General features: G+C 42.3%; 6 protein-coding genes and 2 pseudogenes. 7 read left to right on the top strand and 1 reads right to left on the bottom strand.

Annotated features, from left to right (window positions below; all coding sequences use genetic code 11):
• Window positions 1–809 precede the first annotated feature (809 nt).
• From N7387_RS20785 to N7387_RS20755, 7 genes and pseudogenes are all read left to right on the top strand, one after another.
• Window positions 810–1273, top strand: a pseudogene (locus tag N7387_RS20785) (transposase).
• 222 nt (window positions 1274–1495) lie between these two features.
• On the top strand, window positions 1496–1930 hold the full coding sequence (locus N7387_RS20780) for an antirestriction protein (protein WP_279800892.1): 435 nt from the start codon (window positions 1496–1498) through the stop codon (window positions 1928–1930).
• A 15-nt stretch (window positions 1931–1945) separates the two neighbouring features.
• Window positions 1946–2263, top strand: coding sequence for a TA system toxin CbtA family protein (locus N7387_RS20775; protein WP_029991630.1), 318 nt, complete (start codon window positions 1946–1948; stop codon window positions 2261–2263).
• A 112-nt stretch (window positions 2264–2375) separates the two neighbouring features.
• Window positions 2376–3197 carry a DUF932 domain-containing protein gene (locus N7387_RS20770; protein ID WP_279800891.1) on the top strand — a complete coding sequence of 274 codons (822 nt, stop codon included), beginning with the start codon at window positions 2376–2378 and terminating at the stop codon, window positions 3195–3197.
• A 58-nt stretch (window positions 3198–3255) separates the two neighbouring features.
• Complete coding sequence (gene radC / locus N7387_RS20765; RefSeq protein WP_279800890.1) at window positions 3256–3729, top strand: DNA repair protein RadC; 474 nt, start codon at window positions 3256–3258, stop codon at window positions 3727–3729.
• Between the two features lie 17 nt (window positions 3730–3746).
• Window positions 3747–3941 (top strand): annotated as a pseudogene (locus N7387_RS20760) (TA system toxin CbtA family protein); the annotation flags it as partial.
• Between the two features lie 394 nt (window positions 3942–4335).
• Window positions 4336–5406 (top strand): DNA cytosine methyltransferase, encoded by a 1071-nt coding sequence (locus N7387_RS20755; RefSeq protein ID WP_279800889.1) that lies wholly within the window; start codon window positions 4336–4338, stop codon window positions 5404–5406.
• Here N7387_RS20755 and N7387_RS20750 read toward each other — a convergent pair.
• On the bottom strand, window positions 5385–6044 hold the full coding sequence (locus tag N7387_RS20750; RefSeq protein ID WP_279800888.1) for an HNH endonuclease signature motif containing protein: 660 nt from the start codon (window positions 6042–6044) through the stop codon (window positions 5385–5387). The two genes, N7387_RS20755 and N7387_RS20750, sit on opposite strands and share 22 nt — an antisense overlap.
• Between the last annotated feature and the right edge of the window lie 71 nt (window positions 6045–6115).

Below are 6115 nucleotides of genomic sequence, written 5' to 3'. Positions count from 1 at the left end.
GTATTTATCATTTATTTTTAATTTATCTTGATTCACAAAACCACCTTTGTTGTTAAGGATAAAAGTAAAATTAAAAGGGATGTATTAACAAAAACCATGAGGGTGATTGAATTTAATTAATCACATAGTTTTTAACCTCCTGATGGTTTATATGTTCAATGAATAAAAAAACCTATCAAGATAATAAAAACCATTCATCTGTACAGAGCTGTATCACAAAGATATATCCCATATAGTTACACACTGACACCTACCCATTATCACTCTTACTCTCTTCTATTCGTCATATAGATTATTCATCCATGTAATTAATCACATGCTAGTGTTTTTTATTTATATAGCTTATTTGATTAGAATACCTTTCTTATTTAGCTGTATAATAATATTACTTTATAACAAACATATAATAACCATATAATATAATAAACATACAATATATTACTATACCGTCAGTATATAACTAAGTTAAACAGACTGAATACAGTAGTATAACTGCACTGGATATATGTAACGATTTAAAAAATAACTCTGATATTATGTTTTCGCATATAATAAGACATCCGTACGTATTAATGTAAAACAATCAAAAAATACCTTACGCAAAATCATTACTCTAAGCCATACCAGAAGATATACTGTAAGAGTATTTTATTACGGAAACAAATGACAAATAGGAAAGGATATATACGCAGACTAACCACATAAATCATCAGACTGATCCTACCCGCGTAATGTGGACACAGCCCTAAGAACCTATCCCATAAGGGATTGTCAGAATGTCCTAACGGGTAATGACTGAAGGTGAAAATATGACAGGCAGCAGATGGCGGTTCAGCGATGAATTCCGGAAAAAATAGCACCGCTTATCCCTGAGCACAAAACCAATCATCCGCCCGGCACTCACCATAAACGAGTTGATAACCGCGCTGCCATGGATGCCATATTCTTTGTGCTCAGAACGGGCTGCCAGTGGAACGCCCTGAACGCCACCGGGATATGTTCATCGAGTTCTGCATACCGGCGCGTCCAGGAATGGTGTGATGCGGGTGTCTTTGAGCGCTTTTGGCAGAACGGTTTGCTTGCCGGTGAATATCTGGACGGTATTGACTGGTCATGGTTGTCAATGGACGATTACATGACCAAATCACCGTTAGCAGGTACAAAAAAAACAGTCCGTAATTCAACTGACCGGAAGAAAAAGGTCGAAAACTACGAGGCGATGCTGCATTTTGCCTGTGCCATTATTGTCTGGAATAAAATACTTTTGGGATAGGCTATTAAAATAATAAAGACAGTTCATTTAAGCACATTATAAAAATCTTACTCATATTAAATTGGAAAAAAACTCAGACATATATCATCACTCTGAATATGTAATAAATATTATTTATCTTCTTTAACTCACCTGCAAAAATATCATACAAGAAAGCCCTTCACTCCATGATTAAGGACTTTTTATTTTCCTGTATCTATTCTGTCTGAAAGGATTATCACTATGTTTAATTTACATCAACAAGAATCAGAGACAATCAAAACTAACCTTGTCCATCCCCGTGGCAGAGATTCATTCTGGCGTTTTTACTTTGGTGCCATTCCCGGCTGGCAGCATATTGAAGGCGATATTTTTAAGATGATGGATAATCTGTGTGAGATTTATCACGGTGCCTTCTGGGAATTCAGTATGCTTTCTAATGGCGGTGCCTTTATCTGGCCTGACATGATTGAAACATCGCTCCCGATGTTTAACCCGCATAACGGTAATAATGCCGAACTGAGTCCGGAAGCAGCCGGTATCGCTGTCTGTTTAATGACGTTCAGTATCTGGTCATTTAAAACGGAGAGTCCCGTGCTGGTGGAGTATTTTTACCAGTTACGTGACTACGCCCTTCAGCATGACGAGTGTGCCGCTATTTTTCATCTTATCGATTAACTGAGGACGATATTCATGAAGAACCGTATATTACCCGACTCACCGGCTGCCGTCTGGCAGACGCTGCTGACTTACCTACTAAGGCAGCACTATGGCCTCACTCTGAACGACACGGAGTTTTGTGATGAGCGCGTCATTGAAGCCTGCCTCCGCCGTGGGGTGTCGTTATATGAGGCACTGAACGCTTTTGCGGAGAAATACGCCCTGGTCCGCACTGACCGGCGCAACAACGGTATAACTGAGCCGTCACATAGTATCACTGCGACCGATATTCTTCGGGCACGGAAAGCCACTGGTTTACTCGCATATCGAAGAACTCACCCCACCAGCTGATACATCTTTGTATAAAAAGCCCGTACCTCATCTTATTTGTTTCTTTATCCCGTTCAGTACGGGTTTTTATCTGACTACCCTTTTACCCGTTTAATTTTACCGGAGAATGACTATGACTCGTTTAGCCTCGCGCTTCGGCAGGGCGAATATTATTCGTCGTGACCGCCCGTTAACCACCGAAGAATTATACTACACTGTACCCAGTGTCTTTTCAGCAGAAAAACATGAATCCCGCAGTCGCCGTTACACTTATATTCCCACCATCACCCTGCTTGAGAGCCTGCAAAAGGAAGGCTTTTATCCGTTCTTTGCCTGCCAGACCCGTGTCCGGGATGACAGTCGCCGGGAGCACACCAAACATATGCTACGCCTTCGCCGTCATAACCAGATTACCGGTATTCAGGTACCGGAAATTATTTTGTTAAACAGTCATGACGGTACCAGCAGTTATCAGATGCTGCCGGGATTATTCCGTGCGGTTTGTCAGAACGGGCTGGTCTGTGGTGATACCTTTGGTGAAGTGCGTGTACCTCACAAAGGTAATGTCGTCGATAAAGTAATTGAAGGAGCATATGAAGTACTGGAAACGTTTGATGCAGTGGCTGAAAAACGTGAACAGATGCAGTCTCTGATGTTACCCCCTCCGGCACAACAGGCACTGGCTAAAGCGGCGCTGACGTACCGTTTTGGTGAAGAACATCAACCTGTTACCGAATCACAGTTACTGGCTCCCCGACGCTGGCAGGATGAATCCGGGGATCTCTGGACAACTTATCAACGTATTCAGGAGAACCTGATTAAGGGTGGCTTATCCGGTCGTTCTGCACAAGGTAAACGTGCCAGAACCCGCGCGGTTAATGGTATCAATGGTGACGTTAAACTCAATCGCGCTTTATGGGTCATGGCTGAAAATATGCTGCAAATCGTATCGTGAATCATTTCTGTTTATTCCACTTCATCTGCTATGGACTTTTGTTTTTCAAGGAGTACCCATGTCTGAATTTATTTTAACTTCAACCTTCCCGATAAATGAACAGCGCATTATCCGCCGTGCAATACGACTATTGGAGAAATATCAGCGTCAACCGGGTGAGTCATTTATCTCCACCTGTTTCACTAAAACCTGGCTGCAACTACATCTTGCCCGACAAGCACGGGAAATATTTATGGCGCTGTATCTTGATAACCAGAACCGCCTTCTGGAACACGAAACATTATTCCTCGGCACGATTAACAATACCGAAGTACATCCCCGTGAAGTGGTTAAAGCGGCATTACGGCATAACGCTGCGGCGATTATTTTTGCACATAACCATCCTTCAGGGTATGCGGAACCCAGCCATGCAGACAGGCAACTTACCACACGCTTGCAAAACACATTATCACTGGTAGATACCCGTACTCTGGATCATTTCATTATCGGGCATACAAAAGTTGTGTCATTTGCAGAAAGGGGATGGCTGTGAAAATCATCGGTCGTATAAGTGATGATACGGTCATACAGCAACACATTGATGCCGGAATTTCACTCCGCGATGCCGTGAACTTCATTGTGGAAAAATACGACCTGCAACGTATTGACCGGAAAGCGCACGGCTCTCAGGAGGCGTCACCCTATCTCCGGGTAGTTGATATTTTACGGGATCGCCAGGTGACGGGGTTACTGAAGAACCGCTAGGCACTGATGGCCTGAACTCTGCGAGCTGTCTTCCTTATTTACTTCTCTGAACTTTTATCCTTTTTGATCACCTGCATTATGCGCCTACCGTCCATCGGTGGGCGTGTTTGCTTTGTTTACTAAAAAGTATTGTGCAAGGGGGAGTAAGTTTTTGAAGCAGAAAAAATAATTGGTTTAGCAAATATAAAACTGGAATCTGGACGAGAGTGTTTATTTATTGCAATCTCTTGTATCTTTTTGATAAACAAGTTTATGAATTATCTTGCCATACAGTTGTAGAGCCGATAGACTGGACGATCCTGTAGAGATGGTACTATCTGTTTTACACAATTATTTGCGAGATGCTCTCTGATCGGATACATATACAACTGTTTTTATATACAGGTTTAATGGCATGTTACAATATACATCTGTGGAGATTTGTGCTGGCGCTGGCGGGCAAGCTTTAGGCTTACATAACGCTGGTTTCATGCACCGAGCATTAGTTGAGATTGACCCCGCTGCGTGTGAAACTCTCCATCTAAATAATGAAGTTCATTCTTTAGGATGGGGCAGGATAATCGAGGGCTGTGTTAAAGCCTTTGCTGAAAATGAAGCGTATAATTTTTCTGGGGTTGACTTAGTTGCTGGTGGGGTACCTTGTCCTCCTTTTTCCAAGGCAGGGAAACAACTGGGTAAAGATGATGAGCGAGATTTATTTCCAACTGCTCTAAAAATTGTGTCTATTATTAGGCCGAAAGCTGTAATGATAGAAAATGTATCAGGCTTGTTAGATCTAAAATTTAAGCAATATAGACAAGAAGTGGATGATGCATTCTCTGCAATGGGCTACAAGACTTTTTGGAAACTGCATAATGCTTCTGATTATGGAGTTCCTCAATTGCGCCCACGCGTTCTTTTAGTCGCCTTACGTAGTGAATATGCAGTTCATTTTCATTGGCCTAGTAAAACTTTGCTCCCTCCAACTGTAGGCGAAGCTCTTTTTGACCTAATGTCAGAGGGAGGTTGGGAAGGAGCTGAATCGTGGAGAAATACAGCAAACCACATAGCTCCCACACTTGTTGGTGGTTCTCATAAACATGGTGGGCCAGACTTAGGTCCGACCAGAGCTAAAAGATCTTGGCAGGCTCTGGGAGTCAATGGACATTCCATTGCGGATAATGGGCCAGAAAAAGGGTTTATTGGATACATTGGGAGGGATGGGAAAATTCGCTCTGGTTTTGAAAATATGCCACGTTTGACAGTTAGAATGGCTGCACGAATTCAAGGATTCCCGGATTGGTGGAAATTTTCTGGTAAAAAAACGGCTGCATATCGTCAGGTTGGCAATGCATTTCCTCCTCCCGTTGCCGAAGCAACAGGGAAGCAAATCCGTAAAGCACTTGAAGCTGTTGATCTTGTGGAGGAACAGCAATTGACGTTACCGCTTATATCTAATGGTACTCAAAGTTTACGTATTGCATAGTCTACTATTTCATCGAAAGATATTCCTTTAGTATCAGATAGTTGTTGAGCCTTGTTTAGCATGTCTGCTGAAAGATGGAGCATTGTCGTTATCCCTAGCTTCTCTGGGAATGCCCACGAGCATGTGCGGCAATTATCCGTACAGCCTTCACATGCTCTTCTTTTACCTACGTTGCAATTATGGCAGAGAGCTTGCCAATTGGTTAGTTCATTTCCTCCACCACGTGATAAAGGAATTTTGTGATCGGCTTGTAATCCCCTAATACCTGCTGCAACACGTTTCCCACACACAGCACATGTGTTGTCGTGAATAGAAAACAGCTTCAGACGTTGTGACTCTGTAAGATATTCTCTATCTATTGGTGGAGAGATAACCTTAGATTTTAGTCTCCAAGCATGTCCTGAGAGTTCAGCAATGTATGAGCTTTCCAGATCACAGCCGAGCTGGTCACGCAGTTCTCTTGTTCTTCTGTCGAAGTACTTCTGTCCGGTGAGTTCTAGTAACTCTGCTGATGAAACCCAAGGTTTCGGAAACTCAACATCATCTGACCACCATAACCTTTTTAAGATAGTGAGTTTTACTTCACTTAGTCGTCTTTTGGACGGCAACGTTGATAGATAACTTTCAAAAAATTCCATATTATCCCTCGAAATGTGATTTTATCGGAAGCATACATTATACATGAAAATATGTTAAAAATTTAATGGGG

Origin of the sequence: Morganella sp. GD04133 (assembly GCF_029835375.1) — a bacterium.
In the GTDB taxonomy this organism is placed as follows: domain Bacteria; phylum Pseudomonadota; class Gammaproteobacteria; order Enterobacterales; family Enterobacteriaceae; genus Morganella; species Morganella morganii_B.
Note: the sequence above shows the minus strand (reverse complement) of the source record. Positions and strands in the feature narration are given on the sequence as shown.